This window comes from Streptomyces sp. NPDC059668 (genome assembly GCF_042734135.1).
GTDB lineage: Bacteria > Actinomycetota > Actinomycetes > Streptomycetales > Streptomycetaceae > Streptomyces.
The window spans coordinates 68,346-92,757 of the sequence record NZ_JBHWEL010000027.1 but is presented as its reverse complement, the minus strand read 5'-3'; the positions used below and the strand labels follow the sequence as shown (position 1 = coordinate 92,757).

General features: G+C 68.8%; 22 protein-coding genes and 2 pseudogenes. 13 read left to right on the top strand and 11 right to left on the bottom strand.

Annotated elements, in window-relative coordinates:
• The first annotated feature begins 13 nt into the window (after positions 1-13).
• Positions 14-562 carry a winged helix-turn-helix domain-containing protein gene (locus ACFV2J_RS21140; RefSeq protein WP_385439972.1) on the top strand — a complete coding sequence of 183 codons (549 nt, stop codon included), beginning with the start codon at positions 14-16 and terminating at the stop codon, positions 560-562.
• Positions 559-1,084: pseudogene (locus tag ACFV2J_RS21135) on the top strand (transposase). The gene ACFV2J_RS21140 and the pseudogene ACFV2J_RS21135 overlap by 4 nt, the downstream one beginning before the upstream one ends.
• A gap of 24 nt (positions 1,085-1,108) precedes the next feature.
• Here the strand turns inward: ACFV2J_RS21135 and ACFV2J_RS21130 are convergent.
• Both ACFV2J_RS21130 and ACFV2J_RS21125 read right to left on the bottom strand, forming a co-directional pair.
• Positions 1,109-1,501, bottom strand: coding sequence for a hypothetical protein (locus ACFV2J_RS21130; protein ID WP_385082884.1), 393 nt, complete (start codon positions 1,499-1,501; stop codon positions 1,109-1,111).
• A 198-nt stretch (positions 1,502-1,699) separates the two neighbouring features.
• On the bottom strand, positions 1,700-2,128 hold the full coding sequence (locus tag ACFV2J_RS21125) for a hypothetical protein (RefSeq protein WP_385082883.1): 429 nt from the start codon (positions 2,126-2,128) through the stop codon (positions 1,700-1,702).
• Between the two features lie 289 nt (positions 2,129-2,417).
• Between ACFV2J_RS21125 and ACFV2J_RS21120 the strand changes: the two genes are divergently transcribed.
• Complete coding sequence (locus tag ACFV2J_RS21120; RefSeq protein ID WP_385082882.1) at positions 2,418-2,879, top strand: DUF6300 family protein; 462 nt, start codon at positions 2,418-2,420, stop codon at positions 2,877-2,879.
• Positions 2,880-3,033: 154 nt separating this feature from the next.
• Here ACFV2J_RS21120 and ACFV2J_RS21115 read toward each other — a convergent pair whose 3' ends face one another.
• Entirely contained in the window at positions 3,034-4,437 is a 1,404-nt protein-coding gene (locus tag ACFV2J_RS21115) for a hypothetical protein (RefSeq protein WP_385082881.1), read from the bottom strand.
• Positions 4,438-5,949: 1,512 nt separating this feature from the next.
• Between ACFV2J_RS21115 and ACFV2J_RS21110 the strand changes: the two genes are divergently transcribed.
• Positions 5,950-6,942, top strand: coding sequence for a hypothetical protein (locus ACFV2J_RS21110; protein WP_385082880.1), 993 nt, complete (start codon positions 5,950-5,952; stop codon positions 6,940-6,942).
• 345 nt (positions 6,943-7,287) lie between these two features.
• On the opposite strand, the gene ACFV2J_RS21105 is transcribed toward ACFV2J_RS21110, so the two are convergent.
• The 3 genes from ACFV2J_RS21105 to ACFV2J_RS21095 form a co-directional block, all read right to left on the bottom strand.
• Entirely contained in the window at positions 7,288-8,814 is a 1,527-nt protein-coding gene (locus ACFV2J_RS21105; RefSeq protein ID WP_385082878.1) for a hypothetical protein, read from the bottom strand.
• 199 nt (positions 8,815-9,013) lie between these two features.
• A complete protein-coding gene (locus ACFV2J_RS21100) occupies positions 9,014-9,937 on the bottom strand; it encodes a hypothetical protein (RefSeq protein ID WP_385082877.1) in 924 nt (307 codons plus the stop codon).
• Between the two features lie 130 nt (positions 9,938-10,067).
• Positions 10,068-11,471 carry a hypothetical protein gene (locus tag ACFV2J_RS21095; RefSeq protein WP_385082875.1) on the bottom strand — a complete coding sequence of 468 codons (1,404 nt, stop codon included), beginning with the start codon at positions 11,469-11,471 and terminating at the stop codon, positions 10,068-10,070.
• A gap of 258 nt (positions 11,472-11,729) precedes the next feature.
• Between ACFV2J_RS21095 and ACFV2J_RS21090 the strand changes: the two genes are divergently transcribed.
• On the top strand, positions 11,730-11,891 hold the full coding sequence (locus ACFV2J_RS21090; protein WP_385082873.1) for a hypothetical protein: 162 nt from the start codon (positions 11,730-11,732) through the stop codon (positions 11,889-11,891).
• Between the two features lie 142 nt (positions 11,892-12,033).
• Here the strand turns inward: ACFV2J_RS21090 and ACFV2J_RS21085 are convergent, their stop codons facing one another.
• Both ACFV2J_RS21085 and ACFV2J_RS21080 read right to left on the bottom strand, forming a co-directional pair.
• On the bottom strand, positions 12,034-13,182 hold the full coding sequence (locus ACFV2J_RS21085) for an MFS transporter (RefSeq protein WP_385082872.1): 1,149 nt from the start codon (positions 13,180-13,182) through the stop codon (positions 12,034-12,036).
• Positions 13,183-13,223: 41 nt separating this feature from the next.
• Positions 13,224-13,814, bottom strand: a complete 591-nt coding sequence (locus ACFV2J_RS21080) for a helix-turn-helix domain-containing protein (protein ID WP_385082870.1) — start codon at positions 13,812-13,814, stop codon at positions 13,224-13,226.
• 30 nt (positions 13,815-13,844) lie between these two features.
• On the opposite strand from ACFV2J_RS21080, the gene ACFV2J_RS21075 reads away from it, so the two are divergent.
• The gene (locus tag ACFV2J_RS21075; RefSeq protein ID WP_385082868.1) at positions 13,845-14,333 is read left to right on the top strand and encodes a GNAT family N-acetyltransferase; all 489 of its coding nucleotides are present in this window, start codon (positions 13,845-13,847) and stop codon (positions 14,331-14,333) included.
• A 176-nt stretch (positions 14,334-14,509) separates the two neighbouring features.
• On the opposite strand, the gene ACFV2J_RS21070 is transcribed toward ACFV2J_RS21075, so the two are convergent.
• Positions 14,510-15,394 (bottom strand): GNAT family N-acetyltransferase, encoded by an 885-nt coding sequence (locus ACFV2J_RS21070; protein WP_385082867.1) that lies wholly within the window; start codon positions 15,392-15,394, stop codon positions 14,510-14,512.
• A 203-nt stretch (positions 15,395-15,597) separates the two neighbouring features.
• Between ACFV2J_RS21070 and ACFV2J_RS21065 the strand changes: the two genes are divergently transcribed.
• The 3 genes and pseudogenes from ACFV2J_RS21065 to ACFV2J_RS21055 all read left to right on the top strand — a co-directional run bounded on the left by ACFV2J_RS21065 (position 15,598) and on the right by ACFV2J_RS21055 (position 16,697).
• Positions 15,598-15,831: a hypothetical protein gene (locus ACFV2J_RS21065; protein ID WP_385082866.1), complete on the top strand. Its 234-nt coding sequence runs from the start codon at positions 15,598-15,600 to the stop codon at positions 15,829-15,831.
• Positions 15,831-16,102: pseudogene (locus tag ACFV2J_RS21060) on the top strand (hypothetical protein). Before ACFV2J_RS21065 ends, ACFV2J_RS21060 begins: the two are co-directional and overlap by 1 nt.
• Positions 16,103-16,406: 304 nt before the next feature.
• Positions 16,407-16,697 (top strand): WhiB family transcriptional regulator, encoded by a 291-nt coding sequence (locus ACFV2J_RS21055; protein WP_385082865.1) that lies wholly within the window; start codon positions 16,407-16,409, stop codon positions 16,695-16,697.
• 195 nt (positions 16,698-16,892) lie between these two features.
• On the opposite strand, the gene ACFV2J_RS21050 is transcribed toward ACFV2J_RS21055, so the two are convergent.
• Together ACFV2J_RS21050 and ACFV2J_RS21045 are read right to left on the bottom strand one after the other, a co-directional pair.
• Complete coding sequence (locus ACFV2J_RS21050; RefSeq protein WP_385439961.1) at positions 16,893-18,959, bottom strand: NACHT domain-containing protein; 2,067 nt, start codon at positions 18,957-18,959, stop codon at positions 16,893-16,895.
• An 869-nt stretch (positions 18,960-19,828) separates the two neighbouring features.
• Positions 19,829-21,088, bottom strand: coding sequence for an MFS transporter (locus ACFV2J_RS21045; protein WP_385082863.1), 1,260 nt, complete (start codon positions 21,086-21,088; stop codon positions 19,829-19,831).
• A gap of 362 nt (positions 21,089-21,450) precedes the next feature.
• On the opposite strand from ACFV2J_RS21045, the gene ACFV2J_RS21040 reads away from it, so the two are divergent.
• The 4 genes from ACFV2J_RS21040 (at position 21,451) to ACFV2J_RS21025 (ending at position 24,290) form a co-directional block, all read left to right on the top strand.
• Positions 21,451-22,512, top strand: a complete 1,062-nt coding sequence (locus ACFV2J_RS21040) for an aKG-HExxH-type peptide beta-hydroxylase (protein WP_385082861.1) — start codon at positions 21,451-21,453, stop codon at positions 22,510-22,512.
• A gap of 251 nt (positions 22,513-22,763) precedes the next feature.
• The gene (locus ACFV2J_RS21035) at positions 22,764-23,804 is read left to right on the top strand and encodes a radical SAM/SPASM domain-containing protein (protein WP_385082860.1); all 1,041 of its coding nucleotides are present in this window, start codon (positions 22,764-22,766) and stop codon (positions 23,802-23,804) included.
• Between the two features lie 46 nt (positions 23,805-23,850).
• Positions 23,851-24,063 carry a hypothetical protein gene (locus ACFV2J_RS21030; RefSeq protein WP_385082859.1) on the top strand — a complete coding sequence of 71 codons (213 nt, stop codon included), beginning with the start codon at positions 23,851-23,853 and terminating at the stop codon, positions 24,061-24,063.
• 35 nt (positions 24,064-24,098) lie between these two features.
• Positions 24,099-24,290: a hypothetical protein gene (locus tag ACFV2J_RS21025; protein WP_384958049.1), complete on the top strand. Its 192-nt coding sequence runs from the start codon at positions 24,099-24,101 to the stop codon at positions 24,288-24,290.
• The last annotated feature ends 122 nt before the right edge of the window (positions 24,291-24,412 follow it).

Here is a 24,412-nt window from a genome sequence, read left to right as displayed (position 1 = left end):
CACCGATGTAGGTGTGCTTGATGTCCACACCCACCTTGAGGGTGGCCGGGGCGTTGCCGGTCACGCCGGTTACGGCGATGGGGCTCTCCACGGTCGCGTTGTCGTTGATGGCGAAGTCCGCGAGGTTCTCGAAGTACTTAGCGGGCGGCGGAGTTGCTGCACGCGGCAGCGCTGGCGCCGGTCCGGGCACGACACCGGCTCCGAGGGGCTGCGGTCTGCCGGGCCCGTGTCACGGCCCAAGCTGAGTGAGGCCCTGTTCGCCGTGCTCGAGCAGGAGCTGGCGAAGGGACCGGTCGCACATGGCTGGCCGGACCAGACGTGGACACTGGCGCGGATCAGAACGCTGATCGGGCGCCGGTTCCACAAGAGCATGACGCTGTCGGCGATCGCGCGGATGCTGCACCGGCATGGCTTCAGCCACCAGGTGCCGGTCCGTCGAGCGATCGAGCGTGACGAGGAGGCCGTGGCGGGCTGGGTGAAGGAGACCTGGCCGCAGGTGGAAGGTCCGTGGCGGCGCTCGATGCCTGGCTGTGCTTCGAAGACGAGGCCAGCTTCTCGATGACGCTGCCCACCGCACGGACCTGGGCCCGGCGCGGACACACGCTCGTCATCCGGGTGCGAGGTCGCTCCCAGCGCCGCTTCTCCCTCGCTGCTCTGGCCTGCTACAACCAGGGTGAACGCTCGCGGCTGATCTACCGGCCCAAACGACACGTCGATCACAAGCGGGGCGGCAGACGCAGTTTCACCTGGACCGACTACCGCGACCTGCTCATCGCCGCCCACCGGCAGCTCGGCGCACCCATTGTGCTCGTGTGGGACAACCTCAACGTCCACAAAGACCGCCGACTGCGGGAGTTCATCGACACCCACGACTGGATCACCTGCTACTTCCTCCCGGCCTACGCACCGGACCTCAACCCCGTCGAGGGCATCTGGTCACTCCTGCGCCGCAGCAGCCAGGTCAACACCCGCCTTCACCGACCCAGACGACCTCATCAGCACGCTCCGACACGGTCTCCGCCACATCCAATACCGCAGCAACCTCATGGCCTGCCGTTCACGGGCTTGCTCTTCCTCTGCGTGAAGAACAAGGGGCGCTAGGAGCGCCCTACTTGATGGGGTGCTCGTCGAGCCAGTCCGCGAGATCGTGCGCCCCGCCGAATATCGCGGGCCGGTTGGACGTCAGGTCGTTGACGCCCAAGTCCTCGCCCGGCTCAAGGCCCTTCTCCATCTTGTTGATCAGCGCGTAGGCGTCCGTCCAGAAGTCGGCGCCGACGCTCTTCTCGCCGTTCATCGCCTTACGCAGGACCCGGGCCGACGCGACGATGCCCTTCATCTTGTCCCAGCACGTCCCGGCCTCCTCCGTGCACTCGTCGTCGAGGTATGCGTTCGCCGCAACGTCCTGGAAGGCCGCGGACGCCTTGGCGAAGCTGGGCGCCGCCGCGGCGGCCTTCTTCGCCTCGCCCTTGTCGGCGTCGGCGTCGCCGCCGCAGCCGGCCACCGTTCCAACGACCGCGGCCGCCAAGGCAATGCCCGCGGCCGCTCTCCCCCATGTATGTCTCCCCATGACGCGGGATCATCGCACGCACCCGTCCGGGTTCCAAGATCTCGGAGAGTTGGGTTAAGCCCCGTTCCTGCTGTTCAGGGACACGCGAAGGGGTCCCAGCCGGTCGGCCGGGGCCCCTCAGTGCGGTGCGGGTCAGAGCTTGGTCGTCGACCGGCCGCCCCACTTGTTGTAGTTGGTGACGTTCACGGACCCCTTCCGCGGGCCGGGCGCGAGCTTCCACACCGCCACGAGCAGCGCCGCGGAGCCGAGCGCGCTCCCGACGCCGGACATGGCGGCCGCGACCTGCGCCATGCCCCAGAACAGGTGCTCGCCGCCGTAGGCCGCCACCCCAGCGCCGATGCCCGTGGCCGCGATCCGCTGCGCTATCGGGTCGACCGCCGGCCACGGGGTGAGATCCCGCGGGGGCGTCGCCTCGACGCACAGCATCTGCGAGCGGGGGATCGCGATGGACTGGTTGGGGTTCGGGGTTCTGCACCAGAACCACTGACTGGTGTATGCGGTGAACATGACCGCGGCCGCGGCGGAGGACGCGCTGCGCGGACTCAGGGCAGGGGCAGTCAACCGCCGATGCGGTCCATTCCGATGTTCCGTGCACGGAAGAATGGCCGGTGCCGCTGCTCCGCAACACCTACGAACTGACAGACACGGCAGACGAGGTGCTTGGGCAAGTGCGCATAGCGATGGGGTCCGGCTGAACCGGGTCCTTGCTGATGCGTAGAACGAACCTGACCGCTGAGGGCCGCACGTCCGACTGACTCTCGCGGTGCGCATATTCCGACCTCTTGACGTCTGCCTGGTCGCGGGCGGATCGTGGCGGTTCGCTCACGCTCCCCCCGAGAGGGGGGCATGTATGGCGCTCACCTGGCGCTACGTCGTGCAGCCCGACGGCGACTTCTGTCGCATCGCCAACATCGACGGCAGCCTCGACAACACCAGCGACGAGGAACTCGCCCGGCTCTGGTCTGGCCGAGACGAAGACGAACAGCAGAACCGGCCCTGCTCACGCTGCGGCAGTACGCTCCAGCTGCAGTGGAACGGCCCGCTCATGACCGGCGTGTGGATGGAACTCTGCGCGGCCTGCGACGCCTATCGTCCGGCTGCCCGAGCTTTCATCCACTGGTACCGCGACCTGGACCGCGATCCGAAGGCGCTGCCCGGAATCTTCGAGGACTGGGAGACCGAGACCATGCACGCCCACGGTTGGGCCCAGGCTCCGCAGCCCGAAGCCTCACCCGGCGCGAGGCCGCACCTGCGCCTGGTCTCACGCGGATCCGATGCGCAAGTAGACGGCGAAGCCCCCGAGACCGACTGACCGACCTCCGGCCCGCCGCCCCCGCGCGCTACGCCGTTGGCCGGACGAGCGCTCCGAGGGCGGCGCAGTCGCCGGGTCAGCTCAGGATTCCCCCCTTGTCCGGGCGGGCGGCAGGAGACTCAGGCTCGGGTGCCGCCCCTGTTGTGGGTTGAAATCAGCCGGAGTTGTAGCCCCACCGGGCCCGGCCGTCGCTGCCCATGAAGCACTTCGCGGGGCGCCCGTCGACGGTGGTCGCGGTGGCGCCCACGGGAGAGCAGGACCTTCCGAACTGGATGCCGGGCTGATTTCCCGTGCCACCGGTGGTTCCGCCCGATGTCCCTGAAGAGCCTCCACTGGACCCACTGCTGCCGGAGTCGCCGCCTGACGTACCACCTCGCGTGGTGGAGCCGCTCGTGCCCCTGGTGCGCGGCTTCGGCTCGGGTTTCGGTTTCGGTTTCGGTTTGGGCTTTGGAGTGGGCTTCGGACTGGGTTTGGTGCAGGAGTTGCCCTGACCGATCAACCAGAGGTCGGCTGAGGTCGACAGCAACACCTCGTCGCCGGCTTCCGGCTCCTGACGGCACACCTGCCAGTCGTCCACGTCCTGAGAGCCATCGTCCAGGCGCTCACCTGTGTGGGCGTGCAAGGCGGTTGTGTGCGCAAGCCCGAGGTCGTCCAGGGTGCGTGAGGCATCGTCGAACCGCTCGCCGACTATGTCCGGCATGATCACCCGTGGTGGGGCGAGCAGTCGCGACGGGCACGCTTCCTTCTCAGGGACCGCGTAGAGCTTCAGCGTGCTTGCGGACGGGCGAACCGTCTCGTCGTGGGAGGGCGTCTGGAAGCAGACTCGCCAGCCGAGCGCCCCGTCGGCCACCGGGCGCAGGGACGATGAGGCATCGGCGGCCGACACCGTCGTCCAGGACTGGCGTCGTGCGTCCGCGACGGCCGTGGTGAGAGCAGTTCCCGCGAAGTCCGGCACCACCACGGAGCGGTCTTCAATACCTGCGCGAGCGGGTGTCTCGTGTCCCGCTCCCCAGGCGGCGAAGACCAGCGCTGCCGCGGCCACGGAAGCGAGGACGGGGCGTCTGCGGACCCATGCGGACAGACGGGCTCTGCCGTGGGGGTGTGCGGAGGAGTCGGCGGGCAGGACTTCCCCGGCCGCCGCGGCCAGGCGCGGATCACCGGCAGGGGAGCCGGATCTCGCCTTTCGGGGCCCCTGCAAGAGTGTGCAGGAAGCGTCGATCCGCGATCCCCACAGGGTGATCCGGCGTCCGTCCACGGACACGTCCACGCGTGAGGCATCCACGCGTGAGGCGTCTTCGTACGGGGGGCGCACAATCACCAGAGGCCTCGCGACCCGCGAGGGCGCCACCCCGCCGATGCTCAGGAGAATGAGCGCCTTCTTGGTGAGCGCCGCGTACCCCAGTCCGTGGTAGTAGAGGGCCAGCACCCGCTCCATGGGCCGGAGTGTACGGTGCAGATCCTGCGCCATGTGGAACGGAGGGAGGACGACCTCGCGTTCGGCCACAACGGCGGTGCGCGGGTCGCTACGCAGCAGCCACTGCGCATCGTATGGGGACATACGGGGAGAATAGCGGCTGTCGATCTTCGGCCGGGGTCCGCTCCCCGAACCGGTGTACGGCCGTGACCTGCACAGATAATGTCTCCCTGGGGTCGTTGGCGCAACCGTTGCAGCGAGCGCTGATCCTGCGGAGGGAGTGACCGGCGCGCTGCCAGTCGGCCGGGCGCCCGGTCGCGGCGGGCCTGCTGACCGCGGCGAAGGGCCTGCTGGCCGCGGTGAACTGCTTCGCCGCCCCGCCGTTCCAGCTTCTCGCGCACCCGCCGACGCGGCCCGCCTGCGGAAGCCGGGTTGGCCGACGCCGAGGTGGATGTGGGGCCAGCAGGCGTGCAGAGTGGTGAGGGCACCGGTGAGCCGGTGAGTGAGGGCCGGGTCGGCGTCCCCCGCGAAGCCCCTCGCTACGTCGCCGTCCGGGCCACGGCTCTGCGTCGTCCGGTGCGCGAGACGGTCTCGGCCGGGGAGCAGGTTATGGAGGCTGCCGGGGTGCTGCGTACCGAGTTCGGCAGCCCGGGCCGGTACCACCGGGCAGCTGCGCAGGGACAGGACCTGAATGTGTGGGGCATGGTGTGCGGCCTCTGCGCCGCTCCGGCTGCTGGGTCCGTGCTGGGGCTGCCGTCCGACTGCCCAGGCCGGTCGCGCCGGGGTGCGCCTGCTCCGTGCGTGCCGGCCCCGCTGCCCGGTCCCGCGCCGCTTTCGGCCCCGGCCGCGTTGCCTTGCCCGCGCTTCGTTGTCTTCCGCCCGGGCGTCGGTGCCTGGACCGGGGCCCGCACCGCTCTGCGGGCCGACTGCCCTGCCGCCCGCGTCTGCCGCACCTGTCCGTCCGGCCCCGGGCCCGCGTCGGGCTTCCTGGTGCCGGTGTTCCGTTGCCCTTCACCCGGCCGTCGCGGTGCCCGCCGTTCGATCGTGTGGGTGTTCGCGAGGGGCAGTCGTTCTTTCTGGGGGCAGACAGTTCGTATGACGTGCAGTTGAACCGGCTGCCATCATCGGACGATGGAGTATTTCACCCTTACCGCAAAACCAACGGGCCAGGATGTTCGCACTGTTGACGTCGCCCTGCGTCGGGCCTGGAACGCGTGCGCCGGGGTGGCATGCCCCAAGTGCGACGTCCCGCCCTGGCAGTACTGCCGCAACTGGATCCAGGGCGTTTGGTCTGTGACCCGATTCCACCGGCCCCGACAAGATGCAGCAGGTGCGCCCGAGATTCTGGCTCCGCTGGGAATTCACGGGCTCAGCTGGGCAAAGGGTACGGGCGCCTTCAGGTGGGACAACCGGCGCGTTCCGGAGGCGTGACGGTGCAGTTGTCCCTAAGCTGGCTGTCAGCGTCGACGGCCGCAGCGATCACGATTCACGGTATGGCCGGCCCAGATGGGTGAGAGACCAGACGGCTGAGACCGCCCGGCAGTTACCACGGAGACAGGCACCCTGGCCGCTGCGGCGCCCGGACAACCGCGGCACACCTCGCGGCGTTGCTCAGCGACCCCTGCAAGGGTGATCACCAGCCATACACTCGTCCGCATGCGCTATGGGCTCGAAGGCATCGCACAGTGGGACGGGCGTATAACCCGGGCCGTTGGCAACCCACACGAAGTGGCACTGCGAGATGAGCTGGCCAACGCCACCCGCGACGGCAACTGGCAACGCGTCTTGACCATTCTGAATCCCAGGGACCAACGCATCTGGGTCAACGCCGTGCGCCTGGACGGAAAGAAACGGTACGCGCCGCTCCACCAGGCTGCGTGGCATGGAGCTCCCACCGACGTTGTGCAAGACCTCCTCGATTACGGGGCGTGGCGCACTTTGCGCAACAGCGCGGGAGAACGGCCTGCCGATATCGCGGCCGCACGCGGGCACCACCACCTCGCGCGCATCCTGGAGCCAGAGGTCAAGCACCAACTTCCCGGCGACGTCCTCACCGACCTGCAGCGCAACCTGTACGCCCTGATCACCAGGTACGACAAGACCGCCCCGTACTGTGTGCGCCTGCCTCAGCTCGAGGTTCTCACCGAGCTCGACCTACCCGCGTACTGGATCCGGGTAACTGGCGGAATCTTCATCTTTGCGTTCCGCGGTTCTGAACTCAACGTCGAGGCCAGAGGCAAGATGGACCACGATTCGTCGCCGGTATTCCGCATCACTGCCGACTGCGTCTACGAACCGTCGGGCGAACCGTGGACAGCCCCCACCTCAGTGGCCGTGACCATCGCTGACCTCTTCGATCCCGAGCCTGAACACTGGGGCCTGCGTGGCGACCCCTACCTCTGGGAGGCCCTTCGTGACCACGTGTCCGATGCTGACGCCCCGACATCGGTCGACGAAGTCGTCAGCCGTCTGCACACGGCGTTCGGAGAGCTTGTGGGCCTTGACCTCGTCAGGGATCGACGGTCTTCCGTGTACCGGGTGCAATACGCCCATGGCGGCATGTCCAGCGGAATGATCTCTCTGGACACGTGGCGAGAGCGTTTGATGCCTTTGCTCGCGGAGCGTGCGAGGACTCTGCTGGAGGCTTGATCAAAGGGGCGTATGGCACCCGCACCGTCCCGCACCTCGGCCTGTCATCGCCCTCGGTGACGGCTCGAAGTGCTGACCTGCCACTCTCGGTCAGCGGCGGACGCGGACGCCGACGTGGGGATGGCGCCGCGCACCCGGGCCTTGGCCCGGCTGGCCGCGGTCCACGCCCCGCTGCGCAACCGCCTGGTGACCGCCCATCTCGCTGCACGTCCGCCCGCGGCCAGCCAGGGCCCGGCACCGGCCGGGGAGGTGGACGAATGGTGGGAGCAGGCAATCGTGCTCACGGCGCGTCTGGTGGCCGCCGGGCCCGCCGAGGCTGGTCGCTCCCCCGGTCCAGGTGGCGGGCTAGAACAGGGTCAGCGGCTCGGGAGAGGCCAGCGTGGTCTGGTGTTCTCGGATCGCGTCCCGAAGCTGGGCGGCGGTCACGCGGGCTGCGTCGAACGTCTCGGTCCATCCGTTGGGCAGCTGGACGGCGGTGAGGAAGACGCCGTGCCCGGCGGCGCGCAGGCGTCGCAGGATCGTCTGCTCGACGGACAGGGCGTCGTCGCCGGTGGGTACGTGGTGTTCGTAGAACAGGGTCCATCCGAGGCGGCGGTGCTGGGCGATGCGGTCGTTGCGCTGAAGGGCTCCGGCGACGCCGATCTTGACGGCGCCGTGCTGTGCGTGGGTGACGACGTAGACCCGGGCGGGCGCGGCGCGGTCGAAGCCGAATCGGGCGCAGTACTTGCATCCGCGGCCGCTGCGGATCTTGGACAGGGTGGGTGTCGAGGTTCGGCCGCAGGTGGTGCAGCGGCAGCGCCAGGGTGTCATGGTCGTGGTGTAGGGCTCCAGGGGCTCGAGACCGGCCTCGCGCATGGAGGCGGCGGCGCGCTCGGGGTCTTCCCGTCGTGCGGCGCCCGCGCGGAGGTCGGCGCAGCGTCGGCATCCGCTCTGGCCGGCGAGGATGGATCCGAAGGTCGGCGAGGTGATGGTGCCGCAGCCGTGGCACAGGCACCGCCAGGGGTACTTGACCCCGCGGTACGGTTCCTGGGGTTCGAATCCGTGCTCGCGCATCTCGGCGACGGCCAGGTCCTCGTCGTGGCGCTGTGCCTCACCGTTGGCCCGGTCTGCGCACCGCTTGCAGCCCGGACGGCGGCTGCGGCCGGTCAGGGAGCCCAGGCGCGGGGAGACGATGGCCGCGCACTTGGTGCAGCGGCTCTTCCACGGGAACGCGGTTCCGGGGTACGGCTCCAGCGGCTCCAGGCCCGCTGCCCGCATCACCGTGGCCGCGGTCTCGGCGTCGTGGCGCATCGACTCGTTGGCCTTGCGTCGGCCGCAGGGGTAGCAGCCGCCCTGGCCTTGCCGGATGGAGCCGAGCGTGGGGGTCCCGGGGTCTCCGCACGTCGTGCAGCGGACGGGCCAGGGCGTGTCCACTCCCGGGTACGGGCAGAGAGGTTCCAGGCCCGCGGCCCGCATGTCGGCTGCGGCGACGTCCGGGTCGACCGGCGCGTTCGGTGCGCACCACCGGCAGGGCCCGGCACCGGAGTTGATTCGGACGTAGGTGGGGGTGACCTCGCGTCCGCAGGCGAGGTGACGGCACCGCCACTTGCGGTCGCTGCCGGGATAGGGCTCCAGGGGCTCCAGGCCAGCTGCCCGCATCACGCCAGCCGCGGCCTCGGGGTCGAGTCGGGCCCGCCCAGAGCAGTACACGCAGCCGCGCTGTCCCTTGGTGACGTTGCTCAGGCGGGGGGTGACCTCCCGCCCGCACACCGTATGGCGACACCGCCACGGGGCGGAGCTGCCGGGGTAGGGGTCCAGCGGCTCCAGGCCCGCCGCCTGCATGATCTCTTCCGGCTCGCGGGGGTCCTTCCGCGGTCGGCCGGTGCGCGCCATGGGTCCAACTCTCCGCTCTTGAAGGGTGAGCGGGGTCGTGCCTCGCTGTGTGGCGCAGCATAGGGGCGACCACTGACATCGACGTCGGCGATCGCCTTGCCGCTGGTGGGAGCCGGTGCCCGCTCCGCCCGACACCCGGGGCTAAGCCCGCTGGATCGGGTACGAGGGGCGGGGGCGAAGCAGCTGACAACGACAGCGCTCAGGGAGATGACGGCGGGTGTTCCTCGGGGAGGCGCAGGAGCGGACCTGGGCCGGCTGCTCGGCGGCCAGGGACTGCGGGGGACAGGTAGCCACGTTCCCGGGCCGCCTTGATCCAGTCTTTGACAGTGGGCTCCGGCCGGTCGAACAGGCCAGCCAGGCGCCGGGTAAGCCCTGGGCCGTTGACGGCTTCACGGAGATATGCGCGGGCCACCCTGTGCAGGAGGCTTTCGTCGAGCCGCGGTCGCCCTCGCTGCGCCGGTGTGGCGAGGAGGTGTGCGTTCTCCAGTGCTTGCACGGTGCGGGGCGCCAGGTCGGGTTCCGCCGCCCGGGAACGCCCGAGGACGATGATGCACTCGTCTCTCCAGTACTGGTCAGCCAGTTCGGCTTGAGCTCGGGCGAGGATCTGGCCCACAGGGATGCGACGCAGCACGTCGCCGGTGATCGGCACCACCACTGCCGGCCGCTCATCCTGGTCCACTGCGTCTTCATCGTTTTCTGTCGGACCGACGAAGTCTCCGAAGTCGTCCCAGTACCCCCAACCCGGGCGCCACAGTTCCAGTTCGATCAGACCGAGTCCGGAACCCTGGTTGGCCAGGATTCCGTGCACGGTGACCGGTAGATCGGCTGCCTTGTAGACGAAGTCCGAGACGTAGCCTGGCCCGCGGCTGCGCTCTTTGATGAACAGGGTGAGCGAAGGGCCTGGTACGGCATCCTCGGGGATTTCCTCCAGGCTGACGTAGGCGTCCCAGGGTTCCATCACTGTCGAGACGAGTGATCCCTTCCACAGGTCCAACTCCTGGGTGCTGCGCGCACAGTCGTAGGAGTGGTCGCGGACCCGAGGATGGTCGGGCCGCAAACGTCGCTCGTCTTCAGGAGCCTCGGGGTTGACATAGTCGTCTGCGCTGAACTGTGGCTTGGGCATGCCGCCACAGTAAAAGTCACTGGTTCGCATACGGGAGGGGAAAAGCGGCTGAGTAGGTCAGCGGAGCAAGTCACCCGCACCGATCTTCGCTGGCGACGTCGAGGCCAACGGCTTCGGCAGGCCGGTTGCGTCAGGTTCCAGGCTTGAAGCGGCGGAACATGTCTGGGAGGAACTGCTGCAGAAGGGCCTCTGCAGCGTCGAGGTGCTTGAGTTCACTGTGGCCGAAGCGGAACACCTCATACCCTCTGAGTTTGAGATCTCGGTCGGCGGCGACCATGTCTGCGTACTTGCTGGAATCGGGAGTGCGGCCGCGGTCGCGGGTGTAGTGCTGGGATCCGTCGACCTCCAGGACGACGCGCTGGCCGTGAGGCAGCAGCAGGAGGAAGTCCATGCGGGAGCGCAGCAGTGCTTCGGGGCCCCGTTCCTTGACTGTGCGGTGGTCCCAGTGCAGCCACACTTCGGGGAGGAGAGCTGGATCCTCAGGAGTGGGCCCGAGAATTCGGTGGTAGGCGATGAAGAGGTTCTTCTGGCCTTCCGAGTTGTCCGGCAGGCTCTTGAGGAGCCTCTGGTGCAGATCGCTTCGTGCAGCCTCAGCACTGATCTTGTGGGTGTCCTGCCACCAGGCGTGGAGATCGCGCCATCGCAGCCCCTCTGTGGGGATCTCACGGTCATAGACGAGGGTGCCGTCTCGACTCTCTCCGACGATCTCGATGTCGTTGTCGACCGAAGACCGGAAACGGATGTCCGGCTTGGTCAGTGAAGCGAAGATGATGTTCTTCGGCCGCCGGTGGCCTTGCAGGCGCGTGGACACCACGGCGAATACTGGGTAGCCTCCGTCGCTGCCGGCTGCCCTCAACTCGACTCCAGCGGAGCGGAGACAGTCGTTGATCGTGCTGACAGTCTTCTCCTGGAGGTGCTCGTCCAGGAGGACGTCGGCTGACACCAGGCCCTCCAGGAAGCGGGCGAACCTGGCGTCCCCGGCCTCGAACGCACCGAGGGCGTCGAGGAGGTCCTCGGTCGACCAGTCTCCAGGGTTACGGAAGACATGCCTCTCGATGCGATCCCGTAGGGTCACCTGACGCATGCCGTTCAGGAGCAGTCCCTCGAGCTCTTCGAAGGAGAGGCCCGGGTCTTCGGCTGTCCAGAATCGGTCAAGCAGATGAAGGAACCGGTCGTGATGTTGGGCCAACTCCGGCAGGTCGAGGGCACGTGCCAGTTCACGGCGGATCTTCTTGGGTATCTCGGGCGACGACCCTGCCCACAGCAGGTCCTCGAGTTGATACCGGATCGACGGACTCACCTGAACTCGACCCTGTTCCAGGATGCGTCGCGTGACCTGTGGAAGATCAGCGTCGGGCACCTTGCCCAGGCTCAGTTGGATCCGCTCACGTTTACTCCCGGCATCCTCCGGGACTGGTGGCATTGCCAGCTGTTCGAAGGCCGGATCCAGTTCCCGGTGCGTGAGAAAGCCAAGGCCTGCGACCACCTCGCCGACCAGTGCGCGAAGCGCTGAACGATCTGTACTGTCGACCATCCACCGATGGTCGCAGAGGCGGCTTGGCAGCGTGGCGCATCGGCCCGCCTCAGTCCATGGACGAAGGCGAGACGGTGGAGTTGACGACCGATTCAAGACCCGCCGATCATCCGGCGCGCCCCATCTCCGAGGTCTCGCCCCCCTCGCACTGGCATCCTCACCGAGCGTGGGCGGCGCGGAACTCGAGAGGATCCCCCGGGATCAATAGATTCCACTGACGGCTGGCCGGTCGCCGCACAGACCGGGCTGCTCAGCACGATGCACCTGACCGCGTGCACCCTCATCTACCTCGCCATGGGCGTCGGCGCCCGCACGGTCCTGAGCACACGACCCTCGGCCGCGCGGGCCGTCACCTGCGTCAGCGGTGCCATGATGATCGCCATCGGTGCGTTCCTGCTGGTAGAGCGTCTGGCACCCTGAGATGACCTTGGGCGCTGGCACTTCGACCCAGAGCGTCCAGGGGTGGTGCCCAGAGCTGTACACCCCGGAGCTGTCGACGTGGGCGCCCGGCGAGGCGACAGGCGGGTCCGGGCCATCTTGGCTGAGGTGGCGTCGGGCACCATCAGCGTCGGGTCTGAGCCTCACGGGTGGCGGCAGGACTGCGGGTGACGACGAGCACAAGGACCGCGGCCAGGAGGACGGCGGTGAGGGCTGTGACCGCAACGCCCCGCCAGCCGACGGTGTCGAGCAGTGGCGTGGCAAGGGCACTGCCGATGGCCCCGGTCGTGAAATACAGCACGAGGTAGACGCTGCTGAGGCTGCCGGAGTGCTGCGGGTCGAGGGCGATGATGCGGCTCTGGTTGGCGGCCTGGGCGGCAAAGCAGCCCGTGTCCAAGAGGGCGAGGCCGACTGCGGTGGCCAGCGGGCTGTGAAGGCCGGCGGACAGCAGGGCGGTCCCGGCTATGGCGGTCCCCACGGCGACGGCTATCACGGTGCGGGCGGCGTATCGATCGGTGAGGTGTCCGGTGAAAGGCAGCGCCACGAAGCCGAGGAGCCCGGCCAGGCTGTACAAGCCGATGGCCGCCGGGCTCAGGGAATGGGGCGGCCGGGCCAGGGCGAGGTTCAGGGCGACCCAGACGAGATTGAAGGCCAGGCACCACAGCCCGCCCATGACCACGGCCGAGCGCAGTTGCGGATGGTGACGCAGGAGGCGGGGAAGGGCGGCGAGGGTGGCACGGTAACTGTGGTCCGAGTGCGGCCGCTGCCGCGGCAGGATCTTGTGGGCGCCGATCGCGCAGAGCAGGGCGAGGATGGCGAAGATCAGGAGCATCCTGCGCCAGCCGAGGACTTCGGTGAGGGTTCCTCCTGCCAGGCGGCTGGGCAGGATACCGGCCGACATGCCGGCGGCCACGGCGGCGACGCCGGTTCCGCGGCGGCCGGGCGGGGCGTGGCGGCCGGCGAGGGTGCCTGCCTGTGCAGCAACGCTGGCGGCGGCGCCCACCAGCACATAGGCGGCCAGGAGCGGGAGGGGTCCGGGAGCGGCCGCGGCCAGGGTGAGGGCCGCGGCCAGGGCGGTGAGTTGTGTGGTGACCAGACGGTGCGGGGCGATGCGATCGGTGAGGGGGAGCAGGAGGGCGAAGCCCGTCAGGCATCCGGTGAGCGCGGCGGTCGGGACCAGGCCGATCACTGAGAGGGGCACGTTCAGGTCGGCCGCGACCGTCGCGAGCGCCGGCTGGATGGCGTAGTTGTTCGCGATCGCCGTTCCGGCCACGACCGCCAGGAGGAATGTGCCGCTGCGGGGGAGGGGGCGGGTCACGGTTGCGTGCCGCGGGTGAGGATGACGGCGTAGCGGCAGGCGGTGTCGGTGGTGTTGGCGAAGGCACGCTCGACGGGCTCGCCGAGTTCGATGCTGTCACCGGCGTCGAGTTCGTGGACCGTGTCGCCATCGTGGAAGGTCAGGTGGCCGTCAAGGACCCAGACAACTTGCCGGACGAAGGCGAACGCGGCGGCCGGGTACGGCACGCGGGCACCGACGGGCAGGTCGATCTCCGCGATCTCCACAGGGAATTGCGGGCCGGTGATCTGACGGCGCCGGTATCCGGTGGCTGGGTCACGCCACTCGGACGCACCGTCCCGGCGCCGTACTCCGGATGCGGTGTCCACATCATCCTGCGTCCCCGCCGCCAAGGCCAGCAGGGAGGCGATGCTGAGCTGGAAGGCTGCTGACAGCTTGCCCAGGACGACAGCGGTCGGGCTGCTCTCCTCGCGCTCGATCCGGCTGATCATGGCCTGCGAAACGCCGGAGGCTTCCGCCAGCCGGGCCAGGGTCCACCGTCGGCGTTCGCGCTCGATACGGACACGGGCTGCGATCTGCCCCACCAGAGGATCTACTATGTTGGACATGAATCCAATATACGGGAGAAGCGGGCGGTCGTGAAGGTCCGGCCAGCGGGCACCGAGGACACCGAGGTCATCCGCGCGGTCCGCAATCACGCAATCGAGCACTCGACAGCGCTGTGGACGCAGAGCCCGCAGGCCCCGGCAGAGGCCGCCCTCTGGCTCGCCGCTCACCTGGAACGCGGCTCGGCCTTTGTGGCCGAGGTCGACGGCGAGGTCGCCGGGTTCGCTGCCTACGGCCCGTGGCGGCAACTGGACGGATACCGCCACACGGTCGAGGACTCGGTCTACGTTCGCGAAGGGCGGCAGGGGCTCGGCGTCGGTTCCGCGCTGCTTGCCGCGCTCATCGCCGCGGCGCGGGAGGCCGGGCATCACGTCATCGTCGCTGACATCGAGGCAGCCAACACCTCGTCGATCCGGCTGCACGAACGGTACGGGTTTCGTCATGTCGGCACCCTTCCCGAAGTCGGCACCAAGTTCGGCCGATGGCTCGACCTGACGATCATGCAGCTGCCTCTGACCTGACCCGCCGGCGCAGCGAGCGCCGGCGGATCGCCCTATCCGGCTCCGAACATGATCGGCCGGACAGCTCCTAGTCGATCGCCCTCCATATTTCTTCGTCGCGAGGGTGCATGTCCGACAGCATGAAGGACCCGGGGGCAGCGCTGCCGCGATCTCCCGAAGCGCGGCCCCTGCAGGGCTCACGGTGCGTTGGTGCGGACTTGCGTCTGGAGGATGACTCCGAGCGACGTCAGGCCCTCTGCCGCGCACAGCCAGTCCGAGGGCCCGCCGACCGTGGTCTGGAGGATCTGGTAGGCCGCACCGTGTTCGTGGCCCCAGTGCATGGCTGCGCGCCACAGGGCCCGCCCGTATCCGCGACCGCGGTGGCGCGGGAGGACGCCGAAGTACTGCGGCAGGAGGCGAACGGTCCCGGCGGCGTCGGGCATGGTCTCCATCGGCCCGATGGCGCATGCCACCCGGCCCTCGTGCACCACGGTGAGGACCGGGCCGGTCCTCTGGGCCCGCATCTGCTCATACAGGAACGCGAACCCGTCCGCGGCCATCGCGGCGGCGAACTCCCCGAACCCGGCGGCCGGCGGCAGCCGGTGGGACTCCTGGACTGGGAGTTCGGGTGCCGGGCCGGGCCCGGCGGTGAAGTCCTTGAGCTGCACGCGGATCCCACCGTGGGCGAGCTCTTCGGGCTGGCCGGGGGCGAGGAACGATACGACCCGGGCATGGACCGCGCCGTGGATGTGGGCGAGGTGCCGGGCGAGGTCTGAGGCGGCGGCGAGGTCCTCCGGGTCGGATGTATATGCGTGGACGCGGACCGTACGGGCACCGCGGTCCTGGAGTGTCGGCACGAGGGTACGTCGTCGGTCGTGGTGGATCGCGTCGACCAGGACCTGTTCGGTCTTCCGGTCGGACCACCGGCGGTCCTTGTCGTAGGGAAGGAGGCGGTCTGTCCCGGCGGCCTCCACCACGGCGGCGAACAGATCGGGTATCGGATTGCCCGGGTGGACGGGTCCGAGGGTCGGTACGTACGGCACGGGCATCACCGGCTCTAGCCAGTCCCAGCGAAAGCGCATGCCCGCACGCTATGCGCGCTCGCCGGCCAGGACGTCGCGCATGCGGCCCGCGGCGGTACGCCGGCCGGTTCCACGGCAACGGACTGTCCCACCGCGCTCCATGACGGCCCCTTCGTGCGGGACGGTTCGTCCGGAGCGCTCCCCGGGGGCCGGATGGGCCGATACCGTGGGAGCAGAGGCCAGTTCTGCCGCTGGAGCCCTCGATGAGCGAACAGTCGGCCCCCGCCGACCACGCCCGGCAGCAGCTGGAGCCCGCGGCCGCCGACGCGGTCCGCGCGTACGCGGCCAAGACCCGCGAGAGCGCCGACCGGCTCGCCGCCGTCCTGGAGGACATCGCCGCCAACGGCCTGCCCTCAGCGGAAGACTGCACGCCCTGGGAGGAGCTGCGTGAGGCGCACCTCACCCGGCTCGCAGCCCAGCGCCCGGCCGTCGCCTGATGGCTCCGCAGTACGGAGCACGTAGGGCCCGGATCGTCTTCTCCGACTCCGCCGCCAAGCAGCTGGAGAACATCACCATGAGGCGGAGATCCACGCCCTCGACCGGGCCCTGGTCGTCATCTCCGTCGACCCCGACGCCGGCGAACCCCTCCCCGGCGACAGTACTGGCCCGCGGCTGCGCCAGTACGTCGACGACGTCGAGCGTGTCCGGCTCCTGTACTGGGTGACGGCCTTGAAGACCGTGGTGGTCGTAGCTTTCATCGAGGTCTAGTCGTCACCTTGCTGTTGCAGGGGGCTTTCGTTGCAGCCCTGTTCGCTCTCGGTCTGATCGGCACACCGGGCGACTCCTGACGCTGAGGCGGGCACCCTACTGACTCCTGCGCCACTCCGCACAGACTGCGGCGCAGAGGCCGAAGCTCCAAGGGGCACAGGCGCGTCTCGCGCACAGAACATGCGGTGACCTGGCTGTTTCGGGGAAACCTTGGGGTGGCGATGTCCATACAGCCCGGAGATGCGCTGGGTGGGCATTTTCTTCGGAGCCGTAGGGTGAGACGGCCTGCTGGGAGGGGGAAGTTGTGGCGAGTGCGGGGGCCGAGTGGCGGGAGCGGGCCGCGTGCGGCAGTTCCGACGCGGACGGCTTGTTCGCGGACAGTGCACGTCAGCGGCAGGCCAAGGCGGTCTGCGCGGGGTGTCCGGTGCGCGTCGAGTGTCTTGCCGAAGCGCTCGATGAGCGTATCGAGTTCGGGGTATGGGGTGGCATGACCGAGCGGGATCGCAGAGCTCTCCTGCGACGCAGGCCGAACGTCGCCTCCTGGCTCTCTGTACTGGAAGCAGCCCGCAACAGCATGGTGTCCCGAGCCGACTGAGGACGGGAAGGTCCTGCTCACACCCCGTGCGTTGTATACGAGTTGCCGACTGGTCCTCGAAGTTCCTGCGACGGGATCGCGGCGACGTCGGCGCCGACCTCTACCAGCAGTTCGGCATCGTTGACGGTGTGACGTCCGAGTCGCCGGCATGGCCGTTGCGGCGGTACGTGCACGGGCAGTCGGTGGGGGCGCTTGTCAGGGAGTGGGGTGTGTGGTGAGCCAGTCCTGGAGTTCCCGGTGGCGGAACTGGTAGGCGACGCCGGAGATCCGAAGGAGTCCCGCTTCGTAGGCCCAGTTCAGGAACATGCCGAGGCGCCAGGGCAGTCGGCCTCGGACACAGCACAGGAAGACCAGGTAGCGGCGGCCAGCCCCAGCGAGCCAGTACAGCCCGACCACGATCCCGAATACGAATACGAAGGCGAACGCGGGTGTGGACGTAAGCCCGCTTTGGGACCCCCATATGAGCCTGACCATGAGAAAGTTCGAGAGCCCGAGCACGAGCGCGAGTATGAGCCCGGCCGCGAGCCCGTACGCGAGATCGTCCCGCACCGGATGACGTGGGTCTGTCGGCTGAGCGTCATTCAGGCGTTCCACGAGCCCGAACAGGAGCCCGGACGCGAGCGCGGCCCCGAGCCCGAGCACGAGCCCGAGCGAGAACCCGAGCGTAAGCCCGATCGAGAGCCCGATCACGAGCCCGATCACGAGCCCGATCACGAGCCCGATCACGAGCCCGATCACGATAGTCCGGGCGAGCCGGCGGAGGTGGGTTGGGCTGCGCAGCCGCTCCGGCCGGAACCTTTGTGGCTCTGGAACGCGAGCGCGACTGGGCCGCCAGATACTCCCCAGAACAAGCAACACGGCCACTGAGCCCCTGAACAGGTGGAGAAATAGGGAGCCTGGGGCGAACGGCGAAAGGAGCAGAGTGGTGAAGGCGAGTGTGAGGAGGGCGGCGAGCAGGGTGTCGGTGGTGCGGACGCGGCGGGGGCCGGCCATGGGCCACAGCTTGTGGAGGACGATGTCGGTGCTACTGGCGGTGGATGTCGGTGTGGTGGTGGCGAGGTGGGCGGCGAGCGCGGCGAGCCAGCGGTGGGTCAGGTCGGGGCGGTAGTGGTTGGGGCGGGTGGGGTGCTGGTGGGCGGCCGCGGGGAGGTAGCGGGCGAGGAGGTGGTCGCGGACCGCGCTGGGGGAGGCCAGAGTGAGGAGGTGGTCGGGTTCGCGGAGGTAGGCGAGGGTGTCGGGGTGGCGTTCTTCGTAGGCGGTGGCGGCCAGGTTGAGGCGCCAGGGGGTGGCGAGGGAGCGGGCCAGTGTGCCGCCGGGCGCGGTCGTGAACGTGTCGATGACCGGCTGCCAGCGGGTAGGGCTGGTGGTGCGGGCGGTGAGATACGCGGCGGCCTGGCCGGGGGTGACGTCGTCGAGCTGGATGCGGGCGGCCTCACGCATCCGCAGGTCCAGGCCGGCCAGGTCTTCGTACTGGGTGGTGCGGGAGGTCAGGACGACCGGGGCACTGCCGGTGGGCGACTGGTAGGCGTTGAGCTGTTCCAGGGCGCGCGCGGCGCGGCGGCGGCCGGCCGGAGTGGCGTCGGTGTCCATCTCGTCCAGGCCGTCCAGGACCGGCAGGACGCGGCAACCGTCCATTAGCGTGGTGGCGTCGGCGAGGGTGATGCCCTGGTCCCGGAACTGCTGGTGGACCTGGTGGGCGAGCCATTCCTGCAGAGGTTGCTCGGTGTTCCAGTCGGCCAGGGAGAAGCGGACCGGGACGGGGTCGGTGTCGGTGCGGCCGGGGTGGGTCAGCAGTCCGAGGATGAGGTCCAGGGCGAGCAGGGTCTTGCCTGCGCCTGGTTCACCGGTGATGGCGAGGCGGGCGGGGCGCAGGTTCTGGTAGTAGGACACGATGTCGGTGAGGCGGCCGTGGGCTGCAGCTCCGGTCGCGTTGTTGGCGGGCTCGGTGCGCTGTTGGAAGGTCACGTCGATGCGATGGGCGCCGGGCCCGATCAGCTGGGCGCGCTGCCGGGTCTCGGCCGCGGCCACGACGGCTGCCAGCGTTTTCACCTTCGCGTCGGTGTCCGCTGCGGCCTCGCGGCGGTCGTCACGGTAGGCGGCCCAGGTCAGGTAGGCGCCGGGCAGGGTGGGAGCCAGGGCGACGAGCGTGGCGGCCAGCCGTGCCACCTGGAAGTGCTTGGACAGCCACAGCGCCAACATCACGGTCACGGCCTGCAGGACGGCGTAGACGGCGGCTGGCAGGCGGGTCCGTGATCGTGTCATGCGACGTATGGTCGCCAGAGCGCTGAGCAGTGGGCGGACGATCGCCACCTTCGGTTCCGAACTGAGACACGAGATGACATACCGGCGCCGTACCGAACCCAGCTCCAGGCGTGGCGCGTCCGACGCCTCAGGCGGGCTGCGGCGCGAAGAAGTCGGCTACCGCCTGCCAGAGGGAGGCGAGCGATTCCTCCGCGGTGTGCAGCGTCGTGGGGATCAGCGTCGCAAGGGCCTGTCCCCTCCACGCGAGTTCGTACTCCTCCTCCGCCGCCCCGAGCGTCAGCCTGTGCTCGAACCCTGGCGCGATCCTGTCGGCCAGGACGTTGCGTACCTCGGCCAGGTCCTTCTAGACGTCACCGGCGAGCAGGGCCGACACCGCCGCGGCGAGCGCGCCATGTTGCCGCCTGATTCTCGAAGTTCTGCGGCGGGATCGCGGGCGACGTCGGCGCCGAACTACCACTACGAGCTCGTGCACGGCAGGCGGTGAGGCGCCGCGCTCGAGAGACACGGTGCCAGTGGCAGGGATCAGCGTTTGACGCGGTTGCGGACGGCAAGAACGGCGAGGCCCAGTAGGACCGGCTCGGCCAGCCGAGAGGCCATCTCGTCCTCCCAGCACTCTGCGCCGGACTGCCTCGGGTCCCCGGCCGTGGTCGGGGCGCCGGGCGAGCCCGACGTCCCTCTCTGGGCTCCCGTTTCCACTCCGGCAGGAAAAGAAAGAAGGGGAGGGATCTCCCGCCGGAGTACGCGCAGCGCCTGTTCGACGCCCGCAACGAGGGGGCCAGCGACCAGGAGATGCCGCGGAATCATCGCCGAAGGCTTCAGCGGCTTCTTCCTGTATGAAGCGATTCGGGCCTGGGGCCAGTCCTGGAATTTCAGGGGGAGGGTCGGGTCTCGGCCTCCTCCGTGCCGGATGCTGCTGGGGCCACCGCGCCCAGGAACGGGAGGCACGCCACAAGGAGCAGGCCGGCCAGTGCCCAGGGGGCGTTGAGCCCGACGTGCTGAGCTAGGGCACCGCCCGCCGCAGCGCCTATGGGCATGGCCCCCCATGCGGCGAGTCGGTAGCCACTGGCCACCCGTCCCAGCATGCCCGGCGGGGCGAGACGCTGCCGAAGGGAGACCGTGCACACGTTCCACAGCACCACCCCGGCGCTGTTGAGGGCCAGCATGACGGCGACTAGCGGCCACCAGGGGAGTACCGCGACGACCAGGTAGCTGAGCGCGGAGACGGACACTGACGCTTTCACACTCCACCCAGACCCCAGCCGCTCGACGATCCGGGGCGCCGTCCTCGCCCCGGCGAGGCTGCCGACGGCTGCGGCGACCAGCATCAGGCTGTACCCGAAGGGGCGTAGATGGAGCCGCTGTTCGACGTAGACCACGAGGACCGCGTAGACCGCCTGTTGTCCCACGCCCAGGACCGCAACCACCACCATGAGAGGGCGCAGAACCCGATTGCGTGCCAGGAACCGCAACCCGGCCCAGGTGCCGCGCAGAAGGCTCCGCATTCCCCGCTCACCGTCCGCCGTGGCTGGTGCGGCCTTGTTAGGAAGCCCCGTGAGCAGCAGCGCTGATGCGAGAAACGTCGCGCCGTCCAGGAGGAAAGGGAGCGGGTGCCACGCCGTCCAGAGCGCAGCTCCCATAGGTGGGCCCACGAAGCCGGTTCCGACGATCTGCGCGGAGATGACCCGGGCGTTGGCTCGCTCGAGTTGCTGGTCGGTGGCTAACGCCGGCACGACGGCCTGTGCGGCGCTGTCGAAGAACACCTCGGCTACGCCCGAAACGAACGCCAGCAGCACCAAGACCGTCACCGGTGTCCACCCGGTCACCACGAGGGCGCACATCAGGGACAGTGTTGCGCACCGCGCCAGATCGCCTCCCACCATCGACCGGCGCCAGGGCATGCGGTCCACGAGAGTGCCGATGACCGGTGCCAGGAGCCAGGCCGCACGGCTCGCGGCCGCGACCGTGGATACCCAGAACACGTCCTCGGTGCGCCACGCTGCCAGGAGGGGAAGTGCCGCGAACCGAGCACCGTCCCCCACCGAGCTGAGCGCGTTGGCGGTGATCAATCGGCGCAGGGCCGTTGCCTGCGACTGATCCAACGAGGGTGAGGGGGAATCGGCGCAACTCATCGAGGTGAATATGCCTTTCGTAGCTGGTAGAGCGCGGCGCGGACACCGCGCGTCCGGAAGAGCCCACCCGTGCCCCTCGTTTGAAGGGAGGCACAGGTAACTCGACGCGACTGCCCCGTGTACGGCGAAACATTCCTGTTCCGGGGGAGACTTTTACCTTCGTTCGCTGAGTGGCGGAAATATTCGCCTAGGTTGTTCGTGACGCTTGACTGTGCTCCTCCCGCCGTGGCAGCTTCGATGGGTCGCCAGGCGCGAATCTGGTATCAACAACCCTTGCTACGAACACTGTTGGCGCTACCCCGCACATCACGCTCATCGTATTCGCGATAGGCAGGGGGTTTTCCTTCGACAGGGGCCACCGTATGCATAAGCCTGCACTCGTCACACTCGCCGAGCATCCAATCTTCGCTCGATCGGACGGAATCGTCGATCGGTTATACGAGAGCTACGACTTCCTGCTCGAATGCGTCGCTCCTGGAATCAGTCCAATCGATTCCGCAGGGCACAGGATTCTTCGCGACACCGCCCTGGAGCCTACCGTCCGTCACAAACTCGACCAGGCGCTGCGGAGAATTCGGAACATCCCCGCCTGTACAGCGGAAATCGTTTCGCTCACGGACGGACCTCTGCTCGCCGCGACGCTCGCGACGGAGGAGGAGAGTGCCGGCGTCCGGCAGACGGTCGAACTGCCCGGCCACCAAGTGCACCTACTCACGGACCCCACCCTGGCGGCCGATGTCCACCAGACGTTCGAGACGCTGTTTCGCCGACATCTCAGCGCGGGTGAGGGTGCCGACACCCTGACAAGCTTCACTGCCGAGCGGGCCACAACGCTTCACACGGCCGTGGATCTGATGCTGGCCACCGCCCCCGACCTGTGCAGCGGTCTGTTGCGGCACGCCCGTTACGTCGTCGCTGTCGATGGTCCCGATGCCTTCGACAGCGCGTCAACTCGTGAGATCCCCGGCGCGGCTTTCGTAGCCGTCCGCTGCATGCGGACCCCCGAGCGACTGGCCGAAGCGATGGTCCACGAGTTCGTGCACCTACGCCTGTACGACCTGCAGGCGACACGGTCGATCTTCGCCCCGGCTTACGACACGGACACCGCGCCCACGGTGGCACCCGAGTGGCATGAAACGTCCCAGGTCTCCCGATGGCCCATCGACCGGGCCCTGGCCGCCGCGCACGTCTACGTCCATCTCTGCGCCTGGTTCGAACAGCGCGCCCACCACAGCCAAAAGCCCGGCCTCGCGCAAGCCGCGCAGACGGCCGCGTTCCGGGCTACCAGCCTTCTCGACAAGGTCTCCCGTTACTCCGAGGAGTGTCTCGGCCCGGTAGGCAGAGACTTCCTGCACTGGCTCACAGAGCTGCACCGGACCCAGTCCGAGCCGCTTGCTCACACCGTCGAGCGGGTGGCGTCCTAACCGGAGCGCCACCCCACCCGACCGGCCCGTACGGAAACACCGTGCACACCGCTGGCCGCCCCCTGGTGTGGAGACCGCCTGAATCTCCACCCGGTGCCTGCCGGGCCCGGCCTCAGTGGCGGCCGCGAGCCGTTCACCGCCCCGGCACGCCTGCACGGTCGCGGATGAGCCGTGGCCCCACCGGCCATCGGCATCCTCGCTCCGGCCACCTCAGCACCCGTGCCACACGCTACCGATCAGGACGGAGCCCCATGGATCTGGTACTCAACGAACCCCTCAAGAGCTGGTTGCAGGTCACACAGTCGTGCAACCTCAAGTGCCGGCAGTGCTACGGCGATTGCGCGGCCGAGCCCCGCAGCCAGGAGATGCGCCGGGCCGAGTACGCGGCGCTCATCCGGGAGATGGCCGAATCCGGGGTGATCGAGGTCTTCGTGGAGGGAGGCGAACCCCTAAACCGCCCGGACGCCCTGAGTCTTCTCGCCGAGTTGACCCCGCACGTGATGACTCGTTTGCGCACCAACGCCACGCTGCTGACCCCCGAGGTGGCAGCCGAACTGAAGAGAATCGGGATCGGCGAGGTGTACGTGGACGTCCTCGGCGCCACCGCGGACACCCACGATTGGCACGTACAAGTTCCCGGCAGCTTCGACCGGACGGTCCAAGGAGTGAGGAACGCCCAGGCAGCCGGGCTTCCCGTCTCCCTGCTCATCATCATGACGCGGCGCAATGTGCACGAGCTCCAGGGCGTGCTCGACCTCGCCGCCGAACTCGGCGTCCCCCGGGTTGGAGTGCTTCGCCTTTACCCCCTGGGCCGGGCACGCTCCCAGTGGAAGGAACTCGCCCTCCGGCTGCCCGACCAGATGGCCGCATTGGATGCGCTACAGGCACCCGACTCGGTACACCTGATGACTTCCTGGCACCCCAAGGACGGCAACTGCTGCTGGCAGAACGCCGGCGTGGACGCCACCGGCCGCTCCGTCGGCTGCGCCTACCTGCGGGACTACACCGACTACGGCAACGTCCGCGAGGTCAGCTGGCTGAGCACCTGGAACGACCCCGTCTACGTGCACAATCGCTCCGGCCATGTAGACGGCGGCTGCGAGTCCTGCGAAGAGACCCAGGGGTCCTCAGGCGGCTGCAGGTCGACGGCCTTCGCCTTCACCGGCCGCTGGGACACCCCCGACCCGTTCTGCACGACGACCAACGGAGGGATCGATGTCTCTAAGCTCCCCGACGACCTCGAAGACCGACGTGTCAGCCCTGCCGTACCGGCAACGAGCCGACTGCTATGAGCAGAGCCCACACGCCAGGTTCCGCCCTATCCCCGAGTGGAACTGCATGCTCGCCTACACACCGCGCAGGCCCGACATCCACTACCTGAACCCCGTGGCATGGGTAGTCGTGGAGCTGTGCGACGGATCGTCTGGTTCGCAGATATTCGCCTCGTTCAAGGAGCTCAACAAGGGCCGGATAGGCGAACCGGAACTCCAGGAGACGTTCGAGTCGGCGATGGCACAACTCCTTGAAAAGGAGTTGATCGCCACCGCGTGAGCGACTCGTGCGCCTCGCGGGAGGGAGGTGAAGTGATGACGAAGAAGAAGACGGACCTCGAGCAGCTCATGGCGGCGGCCGGCGCGGCCGGTGAAGGACCCGCCGTCGAGGTGGTACAGCCGGAAGTGCGCACTGGTGCGCAGTACGCCCTGCTGCCGTCGATGAAGGCCAAGCGCCCGGACACGTCCAGCGCCGCGCCGGAGACGGAGACGGACGACCAGAAGTAGTGACGTGGGCCAGACCCACGTCACCTTGACCGGCACCCCGGCCCCCGGGCCGGGGGGGGGGCCCCCCCGAGGGCGGACGCGTATGGGGTTCGATTGGCGCCGATACCGGGGGGGTGTAAACC

Coding starts and splice junctions, on each gene's coding strand:
- ACFV2J_RS21030 (WP_385082859.1), top strand. CDS start 23,851: ATGCTCGCCTACACACCGCGCAGGCCCGACATCCACTACCTGAACCCC.
- ACFV2J_RS21105 (WP_385082878.1), bottom strand. CDS start 8,814: ATGGCGCGCACCGGCCGACCGCGGAAGGACCCCCGCGAGCCGGAAGAG.
- ACFV2J_RS21070 (WP_385082867.1), bottom strand. CDS start 15,394: ATGCGCTTTCGCTGGGACTGGCTAGAGCCGGTGATGCCCGTGCCGTAC.
- ACFV2J_RS21095 (WP_385082875.1), bottom strand. CDS start 11,471: ATGGTCGACAGTACAGATCGTTCAGCGCTTCGCGCACTGGTCGGCGAG.
- ACFV2J_RS21090 (WP_385082873.1), top strand. CDS start 11,730: ATGCACCTGACCGCGTGCACCCTCATCTACCTCGCCATGGGCGTCGGC.
- ACFV2J_RS21110 (WP_385082880.1), top strand. CDS start 5,950: ATGCGCTATGGGCTCGAAGGCATCGCACAGTGGGACGGGCGTATAACC.
- ACFV2J_RS21080 (WP_385082870.1), bottom strand. CDS start 13,814: ATGTCCAACATAGTAGATCCTCTGGTGGGGCAGATCGCAGCCCGTGTC.
- ACFV2J_RS21050 (WP_385439961.1), bottom strand. CDS start 18,959: ATGACACGATCACGGACCCGCCTGCCAGCCGCCGTCTACGCCGTCCTG.
- ACFV2J_RS21035 (WP_385082860.1), top strand. CDS start 22,764: ATGGATCTGGTACTCAACGAACCCCTCAAGAGCTGGTTGCAGGTCACA.
- ACFV2J_RS21065 (WP_385082866.1), top strand. CDS start 15,598: ATGAGCGAACAGTCGGCCCCCGCCGACCACGCCCGGCAGCAGCTGGAG.
- ACFV2J_RS21100 (WP_385082877.1), bottom strand. CDS start 9,937: ATGCCCAAGCCACAGTTCAGCGCAGACGACTATGTCAACCCCGAGGCT.
- ACFV2J_RS21040 (WP_385082861.1), top strand. CDS start 21,451: ATGCATAAGCCTGCACTCGTCACACTCGCCGAGCATCCAATCTTCGCT.
- ACFV2J_RS21115 (WP_385082881.1), bottom strand. CDS start 4,437: ATGTCCCCATACGATGCGCAGTGGCTGCTGCGTAGCGACCCGCGCACC.
- ACFV2J_RS21120 (WP_385082882.1), top strand. CDS start 2,418: ATGGCGCTCACCTGGCGCTACGTCGTGCAGCCCGACGGCGACTTCTGT.
- ACFV2J_RS21045 (WP_385082863.1), bottom strand. CDS start 21,088: ATGAGTTGCGCCGATTCCCCCTCACCCTCGTTGGATCAGTCGCAGGCA.
- ACFV2J_RS21025 (WP_384958049.1), top strand. CDS start 24,099: ATGACGAAGAAGAAGACGGACCTCGAGCAGCTCATGGCGGCGGCCGGC.